This window comes from Rossellomorea sp. QJM3NY_18 (assembly GCF_056173145.1).
The window spans coordinates 645,905-665,433 of the sequence record NZ_CM149659.1 but is presented as its reverse complement, the minus strand read 5'-3'; the positions used below and the strand labels follow the sequence as shown (position 1 = coordinate 665,433).

At 46.1% G+C, this 19,529-nt stretch carries 23 protein-coding genes; 7 read left to right on the top strand and 16 right to left on the bottom strand.

Going from position 1 to position 19,529, the window contains the following annotated elements; genetic code table 11:
• Nucleotides 1-24: 24 nt before the first annotated feature.
• Nucleotides 25-957, top strand: coding sequence for a nucleoside hydrolase (locus AC0VXY_RS03340; protein ID WP_475526881.1), 933 nt, complete (start codon nt 25-27; stop codon nt 955-957).
• A 55-nt stretch (nt 958-1,012) separates the two neighbouring features.
• Here AC0VXY_RS03340 and AC0VXY_RS03335 read toward each other — a convergent pair whose 3' ends face one another.
• Together AC0VXY_RS03335 and AC0VXY_RS03330 are read right to left on the bottom strand one after the other, a co-directional pair.
• On the bottom strand, nt 1,013-1,756 hold the full coding sequence (locus tag AC0VXY_RS03335) for an MBL fold metallo-hydrolase (protein WP_475526880.1): 744 nt from the start codon (nt 1,754-1,756) through the stop codon (nt 1,013-1,015).
• A gap of 87 nt (nt 1,757-1,843) precedes the next feature.
• Nucleotides 1,844-2,239: a VOC family protein gene (locus AC0VXY_RS03330; RefSeq protein WP_475526879.1), complete on the bottom strand. Its 396-nt coding sequence runs from the start codon at nt 2,237-2,239 to the stop codon at nt 1,844-1,846.
• Nucleotides 2,240-2,472: 233 nt separating this feature from the next.
• Here AC0VXY_RS03330 and AC0VXY_RS03325 point away from each other — a divergent pair, with 233 nt between their 5' ends.
• Entirely contained in the window at nt 2,473-3,234 is a 762-nt protein-coding gene (locus AC0VXY_RS03325) for a DUF3891 family protein (RefSeq protein WP_475526878.1), read from the top strand.
• 33 nt (nt 3,235-3,267) lie between these two features.
• Here AC0VXY_RS03325 and AC0VXY_RS03320 read toward each other — a convergent pair whose 3' ends face one another.
• From AC0VXY_RS03320 to AC0VXY_RS03310, 3 genes are all read right to left on the bottom strand, one after another.
• Nucleotides 3,268-4,542: an MFS transporter gene (locus AC0VXY_RS03320; protein WP_475526877.1), complete on the bottom strand. Its 1,275-nt coding sequence runs from the start codon at nt 4,540-4,542 to the stop codon at nt 3,268-3,270.
• Complete coding sequence (locus AC0VXY_RS03315; RefSeq protein ID WP_475526876.1) at nt 4,542-5,147, bottom strand: TetR/AcrR family transcriptional regulator; 606 nt, start codon at nt 5,145-5,147, stop codon at nt 4,542-4,544. Before AC0VXY_RS03315 ends, AC0VXY_RS03320 begins: the two co-directional genes overlap by 1 nt.
• Before the next feature lie 135 nt (nt 5,148-5,282).
• On the bottom strand, nt 5,283-5,714 hold the full coding sequence (locus AC0VXY_RS03310; RefSeq protein WP_475526875.1) for a MarR family winged helix-turn-helix transcriptional regulator: 432 nt from the start codon (nt 5,712-5,714) through the stop codon (nt 5,283-5,285).
• A 167-nt stretch (nt 5,715-5,881) separates the two neighbouring features.
• Here AC0VXY_RS03310 and AC0VXY_RS03305 point away from each other — a divergent pair, with 167 nt between their 5' ends.
• From AC0VXY_RS03305 to nagZ, 3 genes are all read left to right on the top strand, one after another.
• Nucleotides 5,882-6,265: a CidA/LrgA family protein gene (locus AC0VXY_RS03305; protein ID WP_435993363.1), complete on the top strand. Its 384-nt coding sequence runs from the start codon at nt 5,882-5,884 to the stop codon at nt 6,263-6,265.
• Nucleotides 6,250-6,942, top strand: a complete 693-nt coding sequence (locus AC0VXY_RS03300) for an LrgB family protein (RefSeq protein ID WP_435993365.1) — start codon at nt 6,250-6,252, stop codon at nt 6,940-6,942. Before AC0VXY_RS03305 ends, AC0VXY_RS03300 begins: the two co-directional genes overlap by 16 nt.
• A gap of 229 nt (nt 6,943-7,171) precedes the next feature.
• Nucleotides 7,172-8,371, top strand: coding sequence for a beta-N-acetylhexosaminidase (nagZ, locus tag AC0VXY_RS03295; RefSeq protein WP_475526874.1), 1,200 nt, complete (start codon nt 7,172-7,174; stop codon nt 8,369-8,371).
• A 38-nt stretch (nt 8,372-8,409) separates the two neighbouring features.
• On the opposite strand, the gene AC0VXY_RS03290 is transcribed toward nagZ, so the two are convergent.
• The 9 genes from AC0VXY_RS03290 to AC0VXY_RS03250 all read right to left on the bottom strand — a co-directional run bounded on the left by AC0VXY_RS03290 (nt 8,410) and on the right by AC0VXY_RS03250 (nt 17,202).
• Nucleotides 8,410-8,592 carry a DUF4177 domain-containing protein gene (locus tag AC0VXY_RS03290; RefSeq protein ID WP_475526873.1) on the bottom strand — a complete coding sequence of 61 codons (183 nt, stop codon included), beginning with the start codon at nt 8,590-8,592 and terminating at the stop codon, nt 8,410-8,412.
• Between the two features lie 28 nt (nt 8,593-8,620).
• Entirely contained in the window at nt 8,621-9,385 is a 765-nt protein-coding gene (locus AC0VXY_RS03285; RefSeq protein ID WP_475526872.1) for an alpha/beta fold hydrolase, read from the bottom strand.
• Complete coding sequence (locus AC0VXY_RS03280) at nt 9,378-10,301, bottom strand: MBL fold metallo-hydrolase (RefSeq protein WP_475526871.1); 924 nt, start codon at nt 10,299-10,301, stop codon at nt 9,378-9,380. Before AC0VXY_RS03280 ends, AC0VXY_RS03285 begins: the two co-directional genes overlap by 8 nt.
• A 23-nt stretch (nt 10,302-10,324) precedes the next feature.
• The gene (locus AC0VXY_RS03275; protein WP_475526870.1) at nt 10,325-11,263 is read right to left on the bottom strand and encodes a phosphotransferase family protein; all 939 of its coding nucleotides are present in this window, start codon (nt 11,261-11,263) and stop codon (nt 10,325-10,327) included.
• Nucleotides 11,264-11,361: 98 nt separating this feature from the next.
• A complete protein-coding gene (locus AC0VXY_RS03270; RefSeq protein WP_435993375.1) occupies nt 11,362-11,538 on the bottom strand; it encodes a hypothetical protein in 177 nt (58 codons plus the stop codon).
• Nucleotides 11,539-11,552: 14 nt separating this feature from the next.
• Nucleotides 11,553-12,371, bottom strand: a complete 819-nt coding sequence (locus AC0VXY_RS03265; RefSeq protein ID WP_475526869.1) for a P-loop NTPase family protein — start codon at nt 12,369-12,371, stop codon at nt 11,553-11,555.
• Nucleotides 12,372-12,440: 69 nt separating this feature from the next.
• Entirely contained in the window at nt 12,441-13,940 is a 1,500-nt protein-coding gene (locus tag AC0VXY_RS03260; RefSeq protein ID WP_475526868.1) for a malate:quinone oxidoreductase, read from the bottom strand.
• A 404-nt stretch (nt 13,941-14,344) separates the two neighbouring features.
• A complete protein-coding gene (locus AC0VXY_RS03255; protein ID WP_475526867.1) occupies nt 14,345-16,753 on the bottom strand; it encodes an MMPL family transporter in 2,409 nt (802 codons plus the stop codon).
• The gene (locus tag AC0VXY_RS03250; protein WP_435993383.1) at nt 16,750-17,202 is read right to left on the bottom strand and encodes a MarR family winged helix-turn-helix transcriptional regulator; all 453 of its coding nucleotides are present in this window, start codon (nt 17,200-17,202) and stop codon (nt 16,750-16,752) included. The genes AC0VXY_RS03255 and AC0VXY_RS03250 overlap by 4 nt, the downstream gene beginning before the upstream one ends.
• A 190-nt stretch (nt 17,203-17,392) precedes the next feature.
• Here AC0VXY_RS03250 and AC0VXY_RS03245 point away from each other — a divergent pair, with 190 nt between their 5' ends.
• Nucleotides 17,393-18,079 (top strand): GntR family transcriptional regulator, encoded by a 687-nt coding sequence (locus tag AC0VXY_RS03245; RefSeq protein WP_475526866.1) that lies wholly within the window; start codon nt 17,393-17,395, stop codon nt 18,077-18,079.
• Between the two features lie 2 nt (nt 18,080-18,081).
• On the top strand, nt 18,082-18,699 hold the full coding sequence (locus AC0VXY_RS03240) for a sterol desaturase family protein (RefSeq protein ID WP_475527802.1): 618 nt from the start codon (nt 18,082-18,084) through the stop codon (nt 18,697-18,699).
• Nucleotides 18,700-18,790: 91 nt separating this feature from the next.
• Here AC0VXY_RS03240 and AC0VXY_RS03235 read toward each other — a convergent pair whose 3' ends face one another.
• Entirely contained in the window at nt 18,791-19,327 is a 537-nt protein-coding gene (locus AC0VXY_RS03235) for a hypothetical protein (protein ID WP_475526865.1), read from the bottom strand.
• On the bottom strand, nt 19,318-19,494 hold the full coding sequence (locus AC0VXY_RS03230; RefSeq protein WP_435993387.1) for a hypothetical protein: 177 nt from the start codon (nt 19,492-19,494) through the stop codon (nt 19,318-19,320). Before AC0VXY_RS03230 ends, AC0VXY_RS03235 begins: the two co-directional genes overlap by 10 nt.
• Nucleotides 19,495-19,529: the final 35 nt, after the last annotated feature.

Here is a 19,529-nt window from a genome sequence, read left to right as displayed (position 1 = left end):
AAAACGGTTGCCGAGGTGAATCCCATGAAAAACATTCTTTTATTTGCCGATCCAGGTATTGATGATTCTGTGGCCATCATGTATGCCCTCATGAATCCGGACATTAACATACTCGGCATCGTATCCAGTTACGGAAATGTCGAAAAGAAGCAGGCCACCGATAACATCGCCTATCTGCTCAAGCTTGCCGGAAGGACGGATATTCCGATCATCGGTGGTTCAAACAGCCCATCTTCGGGGGAAGTTCCCACCTATTATCCCGAGATCCATGGAAAGGATGGGCTGGGTCCGATTCGTCCGCCCGAAAACTTCTCCGGTGAAATCACCAATTTCTCTAAACTTTACACTATCATAAAAGAAAATAAAGACGTCACCATCGTGGATGTCGGGAGGAATACGTCACTCGCTTCCCTTTACCTGTTAGGCGAAGACATAGCTGAAAAAGTAAAGGAATTTTATATCATGGGAGGGGCTTTTTTCGTACCTGGTAATGTGACTCCATCAGCCGAAGCAAACTTCTACGGAGATCCGACTGCATCAGAACTCGTGGTCAAGAATCTCGACAATCTATACATCGCTCCTTTAAACGTCACGAACAAAGCCATCGTCACCCTCGAACACATCAAAGCCATCCAGGAGATGAACGGCAACCCCCTCGTTCAGATCTTGGATGACGTCATGACCTACTATATCGATGCCTATAAGAAACTCATCCCCGGCATAAACGGCGCCCCGCTCCACGATGTCGTCACCCTCTCCCTTATGGTGAATCCGGACATGGGGAAAACGATCAGAAGGGACGTCGAAGTACTGACCACAGGCCTCGGCCAAGGCACATCCATCGCTGATTTCAGGGTCAGTTCCAAACCGGCTGAAAAGAATATTAACATCTATCTGGAGATCGACTACCAATTGTTCGTGGAAGATTTCATAGAAGTCATGACAAGAAAAAGTTAATTTAATGAAAATAAGAAGGGATTGGCCTGTTAACTCCTGCCAATCCCTTCTTATCCTACTGACTCTTTTCCCCAATTGCGATCAGCTCCTGGAGAAACACGTCAATCTCCCCCACCAACACGCCTCCATGACCTGTACACAGTACATCCGCATCATATTCCTTCATGATTCGGAGGCCGTCCAGGAATACAGGCAGATCCTTGACCCCGCCACCCTGAAGATACTCAATCCAGGCTTGTCTCAGGTCATCCCCTTTTGAAACAAGCCCTCCATCTGACAAAGGATCGCCAAAGAAACAGAGGAAATCCCCTGTGAACAGTGTCCTGGTCGGTCGATGAAAGAAAAGGACAGAACCTGGAGAATGATACCCGACTCTCGTGTAGTCGTAATCCCCAATCGTTCCCCTGTCAAGGAGCTCTCCTCTTATGGAAGACTCAGCCGGCAACGTCTCATCAGCATGAATGACCTTCCTTGCCTTCGTAAATAATGTCGCCCCTCCCACATGGTCCTCATGACCATGGGTGATGAGCATGAGCTTTACATCGTCTGCCGTTATCCCGATTTTGTTTAAAGCGTGCTGGAGGAACACCAAGTGACCTTCTTTACACGAATCGACCACTGTCAATCCAGCTTCTCCCTCGATCAAGTACGCATTTGAATAGGTATTCCACTCAGCATCCCATATCGCCAGCACATATATTTGATTATTCACCTGTTCCAATTGATACTCCACTTTCACTTCCCCCTCCTGATTTCCACTTGAATCAATTCCACAAACAGGGGGCATTCTCCTTTTCATGATCGTAAAATTAGTAGATAACGCCTTTGATGGAGACGAGGATTAAAAAAAGGGCCTGACCCCCGATTCAGGTCAGACACCCCAACACTACTTCGCGTCCTTATCCGGCTGATGAATCCCGAACACATTTCCTTCAGTATCCACATAATACCCCTGCCACGCCATTCCCGGAAGAGCATACTTCGGCATGGCCACCTTGCCGCCTTGCTCAAGGATGAGTTTCTCGGTTTCATCATAATTCCCGACGCCCATCGTGCAGGAATATCCGTTCATCGGCTGATTCGGTTGAGGTGGAGGACTTTGACGCTGCATCAGTGCACCATTGATCCCCATCTCATTCTCATCCCCTGTCACAGCCCCCACATAAGGCATTCCAGCGTATTCGCTCCAGTCCTCGAACTTCCAGCCGAATACCTCTCCGTAAAACATTTTTGCCCGTTCCATATCATCCACATGCACTTCGAAATGTACCATTCTCCCCATTGTTCATACCTCCCATATACTGTCTTTCATTATAATGATTTCGATGTTCAGAGGAGAAAACCTTTTTTTATATTTTTAAACATACGGTTCATTCTAGTGGACTTGCTTTCTGACATATGAAATCACAGAAGGCTAATCCCAGGATCGAAAGCCCATGCCGTTTTCTATCTTTTTGTCTGATAGCGCCATTCAAGTTTTGCTATAATTAATAATAAAAAGGGGATGTTGATTCTATGATAATCCGAGAGACCGACGATTCTTTCATCATGACCAAACAGCATGACCACGCCTATTTATCCGGCGAAACGATCAAACACATCAATCGCAATCTATTAAAATCCGATCAGTTTTTCGATGACTTCGTTTACGCATCCCATCAGCACGACCGGAGCTGGATCGGACTCGACGACACGCCGATTTGGAACGACGGGAAGCAGATTCCCTTCACCTTCTCAGACTATCCCCTCCACCCAAAACTTGCATTCTATCAAATCGGTCTGAATGAAATCGAGGAGGTCAACCTCTATGCGGCGCTCCTATGCAGCCTTCATTTCTGCTCTTTCTTTGCCAAATCGAAGGATCCTCACTGCCTGACATTTTTACAAGATGAAGCAAGAAGGCAACAGAACATCCGAAAGCAGCTGCCAAAGTTCGATGAAACACTGCTCACCCAGCACTTTCAGCTTCTTCAACTTTCAGACAATCTATCACTCTACTTTTGCTTGAACGAGCCGGGGGTTGTGAAAGAAAACGAGCATCCGTGGTTCAAGGACGGATTTAAGAATACGGAAGGGTTCCATTCTGGGAATCAAAAGCTTAAAGCCAGGTGGGTGAATGAGCATGAGGTGACGTTGGATAATTATCCTTTTGAAAGTGATTTTCATGTGACGCTGCCTTATAAAAAAGTGAACAGGAGGGCGATCCGGAAGATGGGCATCGCAGAGGCTTATGGAGAGAGTCAGTTGGAGAAACATACGATACTCATTAGAAAGTAAAGAAGACCCTGCAATCAGGGTCTTCACACTTTATTAAGAAGAAACCGATGCCTTCACTTCGACTTCCGGCACCGCTTTTGATTCCAGCGTTTTCATGATGACATGATACATGACAGTCCCGGCCATCCCAAGAATCAACAGGATTCCGCCCATCATCAGCGGACTCACCCATTCCCCTACAATGATGAGAAGGGATGCGATGATCATGGCGCCATAGAAGGTCAGGCTGTAGAAGGCCATATACGTACTGCGGGCGTTGGACGGCGCCAGGTCCCCGATCATCGCCTGCTTGATCGGCACATACATGAGCTCCCCAAACGTTCCGACAAAGCCCAGGATAAAAAGGAATAAAATATTATTCGTAAAAGCAAAGGCGCTGAAACAAAGGGTAAAGATGAACATCCCCGCAACAAGCGTCCAGCGGTCACTCCACTTTTTAAACAGAAATAGTACGACGGCGGATAAGAGCACGACAATAATGGTATTTTCCGTCCGCAGGAATCCAAGCATCCGTGTCCCATCAAGCGTGAAGTCGAATCCAAACAGAGAAGCCTGCTGCTCGGGGATATCCCTCTCAAGGCGGATCCCGACGTAATTGGTCAACGATTGCTCCAGGGTAAAAATGAAGACGGCCCCGATGATATACATCATGAATAATTTATCTTTCAATACGGTTGAATAGCTTTGAACCATCTTGTTGGATGAAGAAGTGGTTTCAGTGGTGGCAGGTTCCGGTGTGTAGGTTTCTGAGATGAAGAAAATCGTGATCAGGACGGACAGGAGTGTGATCCCTGAGATCCCGAGGAATAATTCAAACAGGTACGTTTTAAATAGAAAAGCGCCGATGATCCCTCCGATCGCGGTGGCAAGATTCCCAAGCCAGTAGCTGACGGTGAAAACAAGCTTCCGTGAATCGGAATCCGTCACATCGATGATCATCGCCTGAGCTGCAGGCTGGAACATCCCGCCGGCAAACATATTGAGAACGAAGAAAGCCGCCGTGACATACGGAAGGTCGAACCACGCTGAATTGCACAGGGCAATGAAGAAGAACGTCACCATGATGCCGAGTTCCGCCAGAATCATGATTTTACGGCGTCCGATCTTGTCGGAAATATGCCCGCCGATAAAACCACCGATGATTCCACTGATGACAATCAGGATCAGGATGATCCCCGTTTGGGTGGCTCCGATCTTCTGGGCGAAATAGATCGCCATGAACGGGATGACTGCCATGGTGACAAGTCCTCCGAGGAACTGCATGGCAAGCCGCAGTTTCAGGTTCGGATGAATATCACTTATTCGCATCACACATCCCACCCTTCCGTCACAGGACCGAATAACCGCAGGGCCTGTATTTTCATGTTGCTCCAGATCAGATTCGTATGGTCATCAATGAAAGTCAGACGCAACCCATTCAATAAGGAAATATACGATTGAGCCATCAGCACCGGCGACCCTTCATAGAAGCATCCCTCCTTCTGCCCTCTTTCAATGACAGGATAAATGCGTTCTGCAAACACATCGACAAAGGTACTCAATTCTGCGAACAAGACGGGATACCGGTCCGGCCTCGCCAGTACCTGTTGGGAGAGTCGCAGGAAATCCTTCTTTCTCGCAAACACATCCAGCTGACAGTCGATCATATTTCGTACCATCTCCATCGGACTCCCACTGTACCGTTCCTCTATTTCACTAAAATAAGGCTTGATCTCCTCCAATGGCTCAAGGATCGCCGCTTCAAAGAGGACCTCTTTTGTGGCAAAGTATGTGAACACGGATCCGAAGCTGACCCCTGCCTCCTTGGCAATGGCCGAGATGGTCGTTTCAGCAAATCCGTTTTCGCTGTATGTTTTGACGGCCGCCCCTAGGATCGCCGCTCTCTTTTTTATCATTTTTTCCTCTCGTGACATGTTTTTCTCCCTCCTTTTTCAAAATTGATTGATTAATCAATTTTTATTTTACTGTTAGATATTTCCAAAGTCAACGATTATTTTTCGACAAAAAAATCCGCTTCCTGGTGTGCAACAACAGAAAGCGGATCTATTTTATTCGTCAAACGCCCCGTTCATCCTGACCAGCAGTTCCCCGAACATGTTCTTCTCCTCACCCGTCCAACCTTCAAGCAGGCCCTCATACCATTCGAGCCTCATGCGGCTGTCGAGAGCAAGCTTTTCCCTCCCCAACTCAGTGAGGTCAAATAAACTTACACGTCCGTCACTTGGGTCTGAAAACCGCTGGATGAGTCCCTTCGATTCAAGGGCAGCCGCCTGTCTAGACAAAGTCGAAATATCAAGTTGGAACGCTTCGGCCAATTCCTTCAGCCGGGACGGTCCGTGTTCATCCAGCTGCCTCATCAACAGGTATGCCGACCTCTCCAATATCCCGATTTTCCGTTCGGATTGATCACGGAAGACCGCTTTCCGGATCAAGCTGGTCAACTCATACTCAATCCGTTCGACTGCGTTCTCTTTGGACATAGGTATCCCTCCTTTTTACGTCAATCAACCTGACAGATTCATTGACAACGATTCAAGTACTTGTATAATACAAGTATATAGTTGTATCGTACAAGTAATCCCAGGAAAAGTAAAGCGTTTTCATTGAAAGGTGGGAAAAAGGGCTTCCTGTCGGGAGGTCCTGTGTTATGAAAATCATTCGAATTATCATCCAAATCGGCATTCTTTATGCTTTTTCATTTATAGGCGGAGCCCTCGAGGAGCTCCTCCACCTTCCGATACCCGGAAGCATCATCGGCCTGATCCTGCTCCTCGCATGCCTGTCGTTGAAAATTGTTCCCGTGATCATCGTAGAGGATGGCGCAAGCTTTTTACTCGCGATCCTTCCCTTATTATTCATCCCGGCCATGACAGGGGTCATGAACTACCCCGCTCTTTTATCAGGGACCGGTGCCATGCTCTTTCTCATTGTCGTCGTGAGCACCGTCGTGACCATGGCCGTATCCGGTTTTGCCAGTCAGCACTTAGAAAAACGATCTGAAAGAAGGGAACAAGCATGCAGCAAGCACTGATCGCAATCCTGATCATTACCCTCACCGCCGTCCTTTATTTTGCCATGGTGAAGGTGTATCAACGGTTCTCGTATCCCGTATTAATTCCGGTCCTGACGACCACGTTCGTGATCGTCGGACTGCTGATCTCTATGCATATTCCGTATGAGGAGTACATGATCGGCGGGAAATGGATTCACTCTCTGCTTGGTCCTGCCGTCGTCGCCCTTGCGTACCCCCTGTATAAGCAGCGGAAGATCCTGATGAAGTATCGCTTCCCGATCATCGGAGGCGTCTTCGCTGGACTCTTGACCGGAATGGTGAGCGGACTCCTATTTGCACGGATTCTCGGCATCGACCATGAGTTGATCCTGTCCATCGTTCCGAAATCCATCACGACACCCGTCGCCATCCAGATTGCATCAGGTCTCGGCGGCGTCCCGGCCATGACCGTCGTCTTTGTCATGATCGCCGGATTCTCAGGCGTCATACTCGGGCCGGTGATCCTGAAAATGGGCCGCATCCATAGCTCACTCGGACGCGGGATTGCCTTAGGCAGCGCGTCCCACGCCCTCGGTACGTCGAAAGCGATGGAATACGGGGAATTGACCGTCTCGATGAGTTCCGTATCCATGACGTTAAGCGCCCTGTTAGGTTCGGTGTTTGGCCCGATTGTGGTGTGGGTGTTTCAGGTGTGATGGTGTTTTGGCCACAGAGATTTTCAAAAAATCGGATTGAATATCCTGATTATATAGAAATAAAATCAGCTCATATTAGAGGAACAGCATGTATCCAATAGCAGAGAAACCGGAATAAATCGTACAAAAGGACCCGTACCCACCGGGTCTTTTTCTATTTTTCCGTTTACGGCACACGAGATACGAACAGAATGATACCAAGTATCCAACATTGAAAGGAACATATGATATGTCGAAAAATAAGATTGGCTATTCCCTTTTAATCGTCATGATCCTTGTATTCATTCTGTCCTATTTGGCCATTAACCCAATCGGGGGTAAGGATCGAGAAGGTGACGCCGGTTCCCTGATCTCCGACATGACCCTTGATGAAAAAATCGGCCAGATGCTCGTAGCCGGCGTCAACGGAACGCAAATGGATGAGCCGACGAAGAATTTGATTCAGAAGCACAAGGTCGGCGGATTCATCTTCTTCTCGGACCATTTGAAGAGCCCTGAACAATCTGTTCAATTTGTGAACCAACTGAAAGAAGCAAACGCCGATAACCCCCTTCCCCTCCTATTAAGCGTCGACCAGGAAGGCGGGAATGTGACGCGACTCCCTGGAGGACTCGCGGACTTCCCTACCAATCAAAAAATCGGGGACGCGAACAATCCCGACATTTCCTATGAAGTGGGGACCCTTCTCGGCAAAGAGCTGAAAGAGTTCGGGTTCAATTTGAACTTCGCTCCCGTCCTTGACGTGAACAGCAATCCGGATAATCCGATCATCGGCGACCGCTCCTTCAGCCCGGACCCTGATATCGTCAGTGAATTAGGGATCCAGACGATGAAAGGGATTCAATCCCAGAATACCCTGTCATCAATCAAACACTTCCCTGGTCACGGCGACACATCCGTCGATTCACATCTAGCGCTTCCCGTAATCAACAAGAGCCTGCAAGAACTCGAGTCCCTGGAACTGATTCCATTCAAGCGTGCCATCGCTGACGGAGCCGATCTTATCATGGTCGCACACATCCTGCTTCCCAAACTCGATGACACCTATCCGTCATCACTCTCTGCGGCCATCGTGACGGATCTTTTACGAAAGAAACTGAACTACAAGGGTGTCGTCATCACCGATGATATGACCATGAAAGCCGTGGCCGACAACTACGGAATGGGAGAAGCTGCGGTGCAATCCGTCAAAGCCGGCAGTGACCTGATCCTCATCGCCCATGATGCTCGTAAAGCCGTAGCAGGGATTGAAGCACTAAAATCAGCCGTTAAAAATGGAGAAATTTCAGAGAAGCGAATTGATGAAAGCGTAAAAAGAATCATCAATCTTAAACAAAAGTACCATTTGAAAGATACCCAAACAGGAGAAGTCGACCTGACGGAACTAAATCAAGCGATTCAATCAGTGAATTCGAAAATTTCACCCTAATAAAAAGCGGATCTCTCTTAATGAGAAATCCGCTTTAATTAAGATAACGGTCTTTCAAATATGATCTCATAATCAGTCGGTTTTCCGTTTCCGTTGTACCTAAGTGGAAGCACCTGGACCAGCCGCCATCCGTCAGCGGCATATTCCTCAATGATTTCCCTGTGCTTCGGCTCGGTAAAAAAGCCGCCCAGACTTGTTTGGACGTATGCGTATTCGTACATGGTTGCACCTCCGTGGGGTTTTCTTACTTTACGTATTCATGTCAGAGATGGTTTCAACTTTTTCATCGGAATGTAGTTCAATCAGCTTTTCAACCGCCTTTATTATCACCAGTGGTTCATCCTTTTGAATATAATGAGCGCTATTCTTGGCAAGTACACATTCACCCTTAGAAGAAATCAGTGCCAATTCCCTCTGCATGATATTCCACAATTCCTGGGCTGATTCTGAATAATGATCCTTTTTACCAGCGGAAAGTACTAAGACCGGCATACTTAAAGTCTCCTTATATTCTTTTAACTGCCCCAAGCTTTCCATAAATTCTTCGTAATTGCCCTCTCGTACAAATTGCTTGCGATATGCTTCCTGGAAATCACGCGGCATCGTCGGAAGGAAGCGTTCCCTATAATCCACTGGTGTCGAGTCCACCAATACCAAACCTGCGACTTCTTCAGGGTATTCATGCGCATATACACTCACATTCACTCCTCCGAAAGAGTGCCCGACAAATAGGTATGGAGGTTTGATGTCCAGGCTGCTTAGCAGTTCCTTCAGCTCTTTTACCATCTCACGGCTCGTCCTCCGATGTGGACTCTTCTCGCTCTTCCCAAGCCCGGCACGGTCGTAAACCAGTACTTCTGTTATTTCCGATAGCTCCCCAATCACTGAATCCCAGGCTTTTGAATAATCCCCGTAACCGGCATCCATCACCACCGTCGGTTTATTGTTTTTCTTACCTGTTAGTTTGGCGTATAGTTTAAAGTTTTTAATCGGTACCAGCATTTCTCTATTCATGTCTGGAAGTCCCCTTTTTGCTCTTCACACGTTTAATATTCTGAAAGTATACCTCTGGAGACGCCCAATTTTTATAAAGAGGAGGGATTTCAGTACTTTCTTTATGTTGAACAGATAAGAGGTGTGTCAAATTAAGAATCATTGTATCAATATCCTCTTTCGTCCCAATATCGCCATGTCCTGGAATGACTGTTTCAATATCCAGCTTCTTTACTTCTCGTAAAATATCGATCCACTTTCTTGGATCGGTTTCATCAAAGAATGTCGGGTGACATTGAACAAATACCAAGTCCCCCATAAAGATCACTTTCTCTTCCGGAAGGTACAGCATGCTATCACAAAAGGAGTGCCCCCCTCCCAATGTAAATAGTTTTGCGCTTCTCGTTGTTCCCTGTAATGTCTTTTCTTTCTTGAAAATTTCATTGGGCAAAGTCAACTCCAGGTCAGGTAACGACCGTTTCATTTCATGTAAAAAGCTCACTTGATCTTGAAGGGTTGCTTCCCCGGATTCATCAAGCTGCTTTTCGAGAGATTCTATATATTGAGTGAGTCCATCGATGTCCGCTTTCTGTTTCTCTATTCTGGAAGGCTGGATTTCTTTCATTTTTGCTAAAGTGGTCTCGCTTGAAAGAATAGAAGTGTCCTTGAACGTTTGATTGCCGCGAATATGATCTCCGTGATAATGGCTATTTACAACCCACATGACATTCTGATTCGTGATTCTTTCAGCGGCATCTCTCAACTCTTTCGACGCCTGTTGCGTGTTAAACGTATCAAACACGATTACTCCGTCGCCTAAATCAACAAATCCGGCATTGGCAACTGCCCCGCCACCTGGTTTTGAAATTGCTGCATAGACGCCCTTTTTGACCTCTTTAAGTGTAAAGTGTATGTTATTAAACTCATCATTTTTCATCCTCTTCCCCCTTATTAGAGATGTTAATGACTAAACTTGTTTTTCCTATCCATTACTTCAGATTGCACCCGCTCAATCTCCCCAATCTTCCATTCTATGATTCCGCGAATCCTCTTTTCGGATAGATGCCCCTGAAAATACTTCTCCACTTCCCAGGCAAGCATCATCGTCAAATGGTCTATGTATAGATAGCTCAGATCACTCCAAAAATCGTCATTATCCAGAATGAACCCCCGTTCCCTCAAGCATTGCAAGTAGTATTCAGGGACATAAGAAATCAGATCATCGTCATATATATCCTGCATCAAGATCGTCACGTCCCTTAAGGGAGACCCGATGGCTGCCCATTCCCAATCGATGAGCCAAATTCTTTCATCTTTATAAAAGACATTTTCCAGATGTGGGTCCCCGTGGGTTATGACGGATGGACATTTCGATTGATAATGAGGGATATCTAGTCGATCATTCACTTCCTGGATTGTTCTCTCCCATTTTGGACTGGCCCACGATTTTCTTGAGCCTAACTTGCCCAGTTGCTCTAAGCACCAATCCTTCCATTCCGAGCTTAATTGATGAATAGGGAGATTGGTTTGAACGGCTTCCACACAATGAAGAGAAGTTAATACTTTTAAAATATCACTGATCAAAATTTTCTTTTCACCTATAGGCAATGCTTCAAATCCGGCTTTAACTGGGTACCCCAAATCCCACATCATCATCGCTTTTGGGGAAGTCTCCCATACTTTCACGACTCTACTAAATGTCGTCAGTATTTCTTCTATATTCTTATGAATCTCAACTTCCTGATCCCGTTTCTCAGCAAATTCCTTGTAGATGTAGTGCTCTCTCGTATTCTCATTTTCACTTAGAGCTTCGACTTTACAAATGTTTCCTGCATGGGCACCACCAATCTCCTTCATGCTCAGAATCTCCAGGTTCATCTCCCTCAACCTGCGTTCCATATGCCTCACGTGCATCCCCCTCTCCCAAATTCATTATATTGTAATTATTTCAAATTACTGGTACAAACACAAATAAAGACGGCATCTATTTGAGCCGCCTACTGATCTTCACTGTTTTGTTTATCTAACTTACTATTAATCTCATGCATTAGGTACAACCCTCTCACCAGACAACCCGTGATGATTCCAAACCCGATGGCAAGGCCATATACGTGTAATGGAATCAATAAGAATCCGATGATGGAGGCTGTGATGATTAGGAATAATAAGAACAAATCTTTCCCTCCACCTATTTAATCGCTTCCTTCATTTGAACATAATAAGCATCCCAGTCTTTTTCTCCATTCTCGATAAGCAGGTGCCTAACCGGCAAAACTTCAAGAATCCGCAACTCCAAATTCCTGCGCATCTCCAAAAACTCCACAAGCCCTTGATATCCCTTCAACCCATTCTCTTTTCCATACCCTTGATTCACATGATAATCCGTGAAGAACTCTCGCCATTCCTGACTGCGCTCTTCATATACATGGTTGAAGGATTGATCTAGGTTTGCTTGATAAAAATAAACCATCAGAGGATTCAATGGTGCAATCAACGAACTGATATTCTTCAGATGGTTCTCAAGCCTCCTTGGTTCTGCATTATGCATGGCGATGAACTTGGTAAACGGATTCTGCAGGAAACAACATTCAAATATGTATACGTCATCGCTAAATGCCGTTACTTCCACAAATTCCTTCCAATAGTTATAGGAGACGTCTTCAAACGTATCCAGATCCAATTCGTAGACATCATACGAAGACAAGTATTCAACAAGAAATGAATCCTTATCAAGAAAATGACGGTACGAAATAAAATAGTGATCGCCTTTCTTCTCGGCGTACTCTTTGATACTCTCCCGACGGGCTGGAAATTTTTCAAGTATAGCGTTAAACTGTCCCTCATTTAAACAAGCGGTCGATTCATAATCAGCAGGGTGGCTGGTGTCTCCTTCTTGAAAGAGCTTAGCCTTTATTCCTTCTTTCTCCAAATGCTCTTTAATAAAATTCGCCGTGGTCGACTTGCCTGACCCCGGTATCCCTTCGACGATAATTAGATTGGTGTTCACCCCAATCCCCCCCATTCTGTATACAAAAAACACCCTGCGAACATCCACAGGGCATTCCTTCTTATTCACTTAACTATACGCAACCTCTTTATCCCTCAAACCCAACGCCTTCGCAGTTGACGTATGGATCTCCCTGAAGAGTTCAGGATTTTCACTTAATGCCACTCCATAGGATGGGATCATTTCTTTGATCTTCGGCTCCCATTCTTTCATGTGCTGCGGGAAGCATTTATCCAATACTTCCAGCATGACGTGAACGGCTGTGGAAGCACCCGGAGATGCCCCAAGGAGGGCAGCGACGGAGCCATCGGCGGAACTGACCACTTCTGTACCGAACTGGAGGGTTCCTTTGCCTGCTTCTGTGTCCTTGATGACCTGCACCCGCTGGCCTGCTACGACGATATCCCAGTCTTCGCTCTTGGCGTTCGGGATGAATTCGCGTAATTCTTCCATGCGTTTTTCGTTGGACAGGAGGACCTGCTGGATCAGGTATTTGGTCAGTCCCATTTCCTTCACTCCAGCTGCAAGCATGGTGAAAAGGTTATTCGGTTTGACCGATGTGATCAAATCCATATTCGATCCCGTCTTCAGGAACTTCGGTGAGAACCCGGCAAATGGTCCGAACAGAAGAGATTTCTTGTTATCGATGTAACGGGTATCAAGATGCGGAACCGACATCGGAGGAGCTCCGACCTTGGCTTTTCCGTAGACTTTCCCGTGATGCTTTTCGATGACTTCTGGGTTATTGCACACCATGAAGAGCCCAGATACAGGGAATCCACCGATCTGCTTCGACTCAGGGATACCTGTTTTTTGCAATAACGGAAGACTTCCGCCACCGCCTCCGATAAAGACGAACTTCGCCGTATGATATTCCATCTTGATGCCGTCGATATCATGGACCTTCACTTCCCATGAACCGTCGGATTTGCGTTTGATATCTTCTACACTGTGGTTGTAGTTGATCTCGACGCCTTTATCATTCAAATGGTCGAACATTTTGCGGGTCAGTGCCCCGAAATTGACGTCCGTCCCTGAATCGATCTTCGTCGCTGCAATCGGATCATCCGATTCACGGCCATCCATGATGAGAGGGATCCATTCCTTCAATTTCTCCGGTTTATCGGAGAATTCCATGCCTTCAAATAACGGACTCGCTGACAGCGCTTCCAAACGTTTTTTCAGAAACTCCACATTTTCTTCACCTTGAACCATGCTCATATGCGGGATCGGCATGATGAAGTCCTGTGGTTTACCAATAAGATTGCGGTTGACGAGATAAGACCAGAATTGTCTTGAAAGTTGGAACTGTTCATTGACTTTGATTGCTTTCGTAATGTCTATAGATCCATCAGGCTTTTCGGATGTATAGTTCAGCTCGCATAATGCAGAATGTCCGGTTCCGGCATTATTCCATTCGTTCGAGCTTTCTTCCCCAGGCTTCGCGAGCTTTTCAAACACTGTGATTTCCCATTCCGGCGCCAATTCTTTCAGGATCACCCCTAAAGTCGCACTCATGACACCAGCACCAATTAAGATAACATCTGTTTTCTTCTGTAAGCTGCTCATTATAACCTTCCTCATCCACTATATTTGCAGGCGCTTTCGACCCAGCACCTTCATGTGTCTAAAAAAAACCATACCATCTTCTATTATAATGATTCATAGGGTAAAATATCTAGTATTATCTGATTATTATAAACTATTTTACGAAAAAACAAAAGTGAAAATAGTGGTATGAATGCTTGGTGATAAAGGTTTGGAAGTACCCTCACCTTTTCTGAACCCTTATATGTCAAAGAGAAACCCGACAACTTCAGTAGAGATTCTGATTAGTTTTTCAGAAAAATATTTTTTCCTATTAATCGAACTAAAATTCAGAGTATTTCGTTTGTTTTTCACTTCGTTTTTGTCTGAACTAGTCTTTCACTCAAAAGACAGCCCGCTCTATATTAGAACGGGCTGCTATCAATCTACTTTTCCTTCTTCGGTCGGAACGGCCACCAGACCCCATTCCCGAATGACACGGTCATGGCTGGTATCAACAGTGGCAAGACAATCAGTCCATACAGAAGCAGGCCGGTTATGACGATTGTCGCGATCTGCACGAGACTGAGCACGCCCGATGGTACCATGGCACCGAATGTACCTGCGAGGATGATAGCTGCCGTAATGATGACAGTTCCCATCTTCGCCATCGATGCTTTGATGGCGTCGGTCACCGTCATGCCTTCTGATGCCTCTTCACGGAAACGGTCCATGAGAAAGATCGAGTAGTCGACTCCAAGGGCCACAAGCATGACGAATCCGAAGAACGGAACGGCCCAGCTGATGCCGTCATATCCAAGTCCCTCCACGAAGATCCACTCGGCTACGGCGACGGACGTGAAGTACGTCAGTAGAAGGGATGCGATCATGTAAAGCGGCATGATGAATGAACGGAACAGGATCGCCAGGACGACGAACAAACTGATAAGCATGATCGTAACGGTCTGGGTGAAGTCACTCGTTGAGATATCGCTAAGGTCACGGTTGATGCTTGAGACTCCTCCGATAGCGACTTCGGTATCTTCAAGAGGCGTATCCTTGATGACGCGTTCCGTCGTTTCATTTATCCGGTCCACGGTGTCGATGGCTTCCGGTGAATACGGATTATCGGACAGGATGACTTCGAGCTTCATCCCTTTTTCTTCTCCAAAAGAATACCGGTCGATCACCTGGGCAAATTCTTTATTTTCCAATGTACCCGGTGGTAAGTATAACCCGGTATCGCGGATGGTCTCGCTGTCACTCATCCCCTGAAGCTGATCTCCGGCCTGATTCAATCCACCTGTGATCTGGTTCAGACCCTCGAGTGAATTCGGTGCTCCCGGTTGAGGTGCCTGACCTTGCCCAGCCATGGCTGACTGCTGACTGAGTCCTTTCACGGCCTGATCGAGACCATCAGCCGCCCCGTTCACACCTTCAGCAATCTTTCCAAGCTGATAGTCTACATTGAATTCTTCGATTGCATCGCCAGCAGGACGTGTGATGGACCGTACACTCTTCACCCCGTCGACTTTCGCAAGCTCACGGCTCAACTTTTCAACGTAAGGAACGGTATCCTCGGTCACAAGCTTCTCATCGCTTGAAAGCAGAACCTGGACCGGCAGGGAATCCCCTTGACCGAATCCGTCTTCAATCGCCTGCAGACCTTTGACCGAATCATAGCTGTCCCCGATTTCATCCACCGTGTTGAAGGACAGGGCATCGTCATACGTAAACAACAATGGCACCGTGATAACAGCCACTACGGCCATGGACAATAGCGGACGATTGACGGAAAGCTTGCCCATCCATGCCCATAACTTGCTGTCATTATGAGAAACGGATTTCTTCGATGGCCAGAACAATTTTTCCTTCAAGGTAGCCATGAAGAACGGCATGACCGTGCTCAAAACCAGAAGCAGAACCGCAATTCCAACTGCCACGGCCACGGCTGACTTAAAGATCGGGAAGTCGGCAAACCCGATGGCAAAGAACCCGATGAATACGGCAAGTCCGCTTATGTAAAGCGTGCGTCCCGCGGTCTTATACGTGCGGATAATCGCCTCATTGATGGGCTGACCCGCTCCAAGCTCCTCCTTGAACCGGCTCAGCAACAGGATGCAATAATCCGTCCCGATTCCGAACAGAATGGCGACCAGGAATATCTGCGTATAGTTCGAAACAGGAAACCCGAACCAATCAATGAAAAACGCGACGATCGATTGGCTGAGTAAATAAGTGATCCCGACTGCCACTAACGGAATCAATGGGGTCACAATTGAACGGAATACGGCTAGTAAAAGGGCGAAAATCAAGACGACCGTAATGATCTCCGTCCGTTTCAGTCCTTCCTGTGCGCTCAGATTCACATCGTTGTTGATGATCGCTTCCCCGGTGAGGTACACGGATGACTCGCCTTTCAGGATGTCAGACTTGATGGAATCCGCGAGCTCCACCACTTCCTCCTGTGTTCCGTCAACCGTGATCGGAACAAGGACGGTCTTTTTGTCTTCTGAGACAAGCTGATCCTCCAGTTCCTCGCTTTCAAACGGATCAAGAACCGAGCTGACTGGATCCCCAAGTTCTTTCAATTCATCTACATTTGACGCAATGTCTTTCTTTGCTGAATCCGTCAATTTTTCGTCCAGTGCATACACAAGGGATATCGTTTCTTCCCCTGCCCCGGCGTCATTCAGCATTTCCATCGCTTTCTTCGATGCTGCATCATCCGGAAGTTGGAACGTCCCAGCATCTTCTGCCTGCTTAGACAGATTGGGCGAAATCACAAACAATAAAACCGTTACTATAAGAAGACCGATCGTAACCGGCCACTTGAATTTGATGATGGATTTCATCCTTTTTCACCCTCCAATTTCAAAATCGATCTGATCTTCCGGAACATGGTCAGGAATTGATCCAGTTCCTCGTCCTTCACGTGATCGGCGAATAAGTCTTCAATATAGGCATAAACCGCTTGATCTGACTCACTTACGACCCTGCGCCCATCATCCGTGAGGCATACAAGCTTGCTTCGCTGATCTCCTTCTGCCTTCACGATTTCGATGAGACCCTTCTCTTCAAGCCTCTTCAAACGATTTGAAATCGCACTCTTATGAACCCCCTGGAGCTCGGCAATCACACCCCCTGCAAGTGGGCCGTTCTTATTCACAAGCTTCAGCACCTGGATCTGCTCAGGTGAATATTCCTGCCACACGTCAGCTTTTACATTCTTCAGCACCCGATCTGTCCCGAACACCATTACATCCTCGAAGAGCTCGACTGCTTCAATTAACCGCTTATCCAACTAGTTGACCCCCTAAACTAATGATTCTATTTTATAGTTTAGGGGGTCAACTAGTTACAGTCAAGAAATAAGGTGTTCGAAAAAGTAACCTTATAAAATTTCAGAATTTATTGACAAATACATCCACTAGAATCATATAATGGTATTACCACATTTTAAAATTGGTAATACCAACCAGGAGGTACACTCAATGAAAGAACGTTCTTCCCATCTCATTGCCCGTGACATTACCCGGTCCATACTGGGTGGGGAACTAAAGATTCAGGAACCCCTTCAATCAGAAAGAGATTTGGCTTCTCGTTACAAAGTGGGGCGCCCTACCATTCGCGAGGCACTGCAAAGATTGGAACGGGACGGCTGGACCCGGAGCCGGAAGGGAATGCCTGCAGTCGTGAATGATTACTGGAAGCAAGGGAACCTGATGACCATCGCCACGATCCTTCAGCATGAAGAAGAAATCCCGGATGAATTCATCGTATATATGCTCCAGCTGCGCGTCTCCATTACCCCCACATATTTCAGGGACGCTATGGAGAACAACAAGCTGAAGGTCATTTCCCTCTTCGCTCCGTTTGAAGATATTGATGACAAAGCTCTTACGTATGCGGAATTTGACTGGCATATCCAGCATCGGGTTGCCATGCTGGCGCCGAATCCGATTTATCTCTTGATTCTGAACAGTTTTAAGGATGTGTATATCAGGATGGCGGAAAAATATTTCAGCGATCCCACCCATCGCGCCGCTTCACGGGATTATTACGAAACACTTCTTAAATGGATGTTAGATGGGGATCTTCACCAAGCCGAACAAACCGTCCGGGACATGATGGAAACGAGCATACGTCTATGGAAACAGAAAATGAATGGAGGTAAGTAATGATGAAAAAGAATCGATTGTATCGGGATTTCTTTTTACACTTTGATATTTTAGTCATGGTGGGCATTTTTCTCGTGGTACTCGGCTTTTTGTTCACGAAGGAGCTATCCCTATTCAGCTTCTTATTTTTTGCCGTCGGGATCGTCACCTATATGTTCAGCGAATACCTCACCCACCGCTTCCTCTTTCACATCAAGTCACCGAAGAACCCTTTTTTACTGAATTTAATCAAGCGCCTGCACTATGATCATCATAAGAAGCCGAATGACCTGAAGCTGCTCTTTCTGCCGATCTGGTACAGCGCACCCAACCTCTTTCTCCTGTGTCTGTTGTTTTATTTCCTGACCGGTTCGATGTCATTCACCCTTGCCTTCACCACCGGGATTCTCTTCATGTTCTTTGTGTATGAATGGAAACACTACGTCGCTCACCGTCCCATGAAGCCGAAGACGCGGTTCGGCCGCTGGCTCAAAAAGACGCATATCCTCCACCATTATAAGAATGAGAACTATTGGTACGGGGTCTCCACCCCATTTGTCGATGTGTTGTTTGGAACCTACAAAGAAGGAAACGACGTGGAGATGAGTGAGACGGCGAAGGATTTGGAGAAGAGGGCATGAAAAAAGTCCAGTCGGGTAGATCCGATTGGACTTTTTATGTATCCTTTACAAACTCTGAAATCTTTCACCATTTAAGTAAACTGATAATCTATTACAACCTTAAATAAGATAATACTTTTTGATTACTATTAATCTGTAAAATCTTGAAGTCATTTTGCAAATAAAAGTCGTTTAGGTACGATACATCATCATATTCTACGCAAACGACAAGTAAGCCAGATAGATCAAATATCCATTCACAGTGTTCTAGTGCCAAATCCAGAATGACATTCCCTTTAACTTTACCTTTATACTGGTCGTCTCGTCCCAATTGCGCAATCAATATAGAAATGAAAACTTTTGCTTTTTTATCACCGGTTAATCTTTTTCTTGATTCATTTGAAACTTCTTCGCTTAAGTCAAATGGCTTTATCAAGAGGGTGAAATATCCTATTATTTCACCCTCTTGTTCATCATCTATAATTAGACTTGTCCGTGTAAAAGCCCTTTTTTCATTTGGAATGGCTGAAGAATGAAGAAAGGATTCGACCTCTTTATTCTTATCACATTGAAACGAACTTAGGAAGTTATAAACTTCGTCCTCGTCTCGAGCTGCCTGTAACAAACTAGTTAAACTGACTACTTGCATCTTCGTTTGTTCAGGATCCTTTCAGCGTTTTGTATTCTATCGGTTTTGTTAAGCTTTAGATCGTTAAATACACCTGTACTCTTAATCACCGTACGTGGAGAGGAAATAATTTTTCTGGAATCATCCTCATCCAATGTATATTGTTGAGAAACTGTTTCAGTAGTCATTTTACCATCCTCCTTCTCACACATACCCATCACCC